Annotated in this window: 1 pseudogene; it reads left to right on the forward strand. The window is 76.5% G+C overall.

The window, feature by feature from the left end:
• Positions 1-230 (forward strand): annotated as a pseudogene (locus KVT14_RS21795) (PAS domain-containing protein); the annotation flags it as partial.

Below are 230 nucleotides of genomic sequence, written 5' to 3' on the forward strand. Positions count from 1 at the left end.
GTCGGTCGGCTCGGCGATCGAGGAGCACTACCGCGGCGCGGTCGAGTCCGGGGCCGCGCGGTCGTTCGAGGCGTACTACCCGCCGCCGCCCGACGGCTGGTACGAGGTGCGGGCGCACCCGGGTCCCGACGGGCTGTCCGTCTACTTCCACGACATCACCGCGCGGCGCCGGCTCGAGGAGCGGTGGACCTCCGCGCTCGCCGAGGGCGACGCGGCGACCAGCCGGCTCG

Source organism: Cellulomonas sp. GbtcB1 (genome assembly GCF_019091725.1).
Taxonomy (GTDB): domain Bacteria; phylum Actinomycetota; class Actinomycetes; order Actinomycetales; family Cellulomonadaceae; genus Cellulomonas.